The sequence below is a fragment of the Aerococcus sp. L_32 genome, assembly GCF_050689315.1.
The window spans coordinates 1-821 of record NZ_JBOEQF010000822.1; the positions used below are offsets into that span (position 1 = coordinate 1).

The 821-nt window shown below is 41.7% G+C and carries 1 protein-coding gene; it reads right to left on the reverse strand.

Going from position 1 to position 821, the window contains the following annotated elements; translation table 11 throughout:
* Positions 1-162: 162 nt before the first annotated feature.
* On the reverse strand, positions 163-821 hold a 659-nt coding region (locus ACRCJ0_RS16700; protein WP_431391280.1), incomplete at its 5' end, for a DUF1538 domain-containing protein.

The window sequence follows — 821 nt, forward strand, 5'->3', positions numbered from 1 at the left end:
TCCCATCAAGTTAAGGAATTTATTTGGAATGGTGCCATCACAAAGGACTAAGGTGCCACCACCGGTTCCATGCTCTTTGGCAGTTTTAAGTACTTTTTGCCCAAAACCATGGTTTACAATAGCGAAAAACGCCACTGATTCTACAGTCATCAATTAACCCCCTTATTCACCAATTGCTTTATTGTTTTTAACGCGTAATTTATAGATTAAACCTAGGATTTGAACCATCAACACTGGGGTCATTGCCACCATTGCGATGATACCGAAACCATCTACTAATATATCTGCTTGCGGTAACGTATCGGCTACACCTTGAGCAAAGGCCAAGATAAATGTCGCTGTCATCGGACCAGATGCTACCCCACCAGCATCGAAGGCGATACCTGTAAACAGGTTGGGTACGTAAAAGCTTAATAATATTGATAAGCCAAATCCTGGCAATAGGAAGTGCCACAATTCAACGCCTGGTACCATAATACGAAGCATTGACATCATTACGGCTAACCCTACACCAATCGACAACGAGAATAATAACAACTTATTAGGGATATGTCCACCTGTCACGTCTTCAACCTGGTCCCCAAGTACGTGTACAGCTGGTTCAGCTAATACAACAACTAGCCCCATCACAAGACCAATCCATGGTAGTAAGGCTTCGTGGTTAGTGGCTAATTCAGTCGCTAAGTAACGACCCATATCCATAAATCCTTGGTTAACCCCGATTAAGAAGAAAGTTAAACCAATCAAGACATAGACAACCCCAACAGCAATACGGCGTAATTCACCTTTATTGATTCTTCTATAAAAATAAATCACTATTG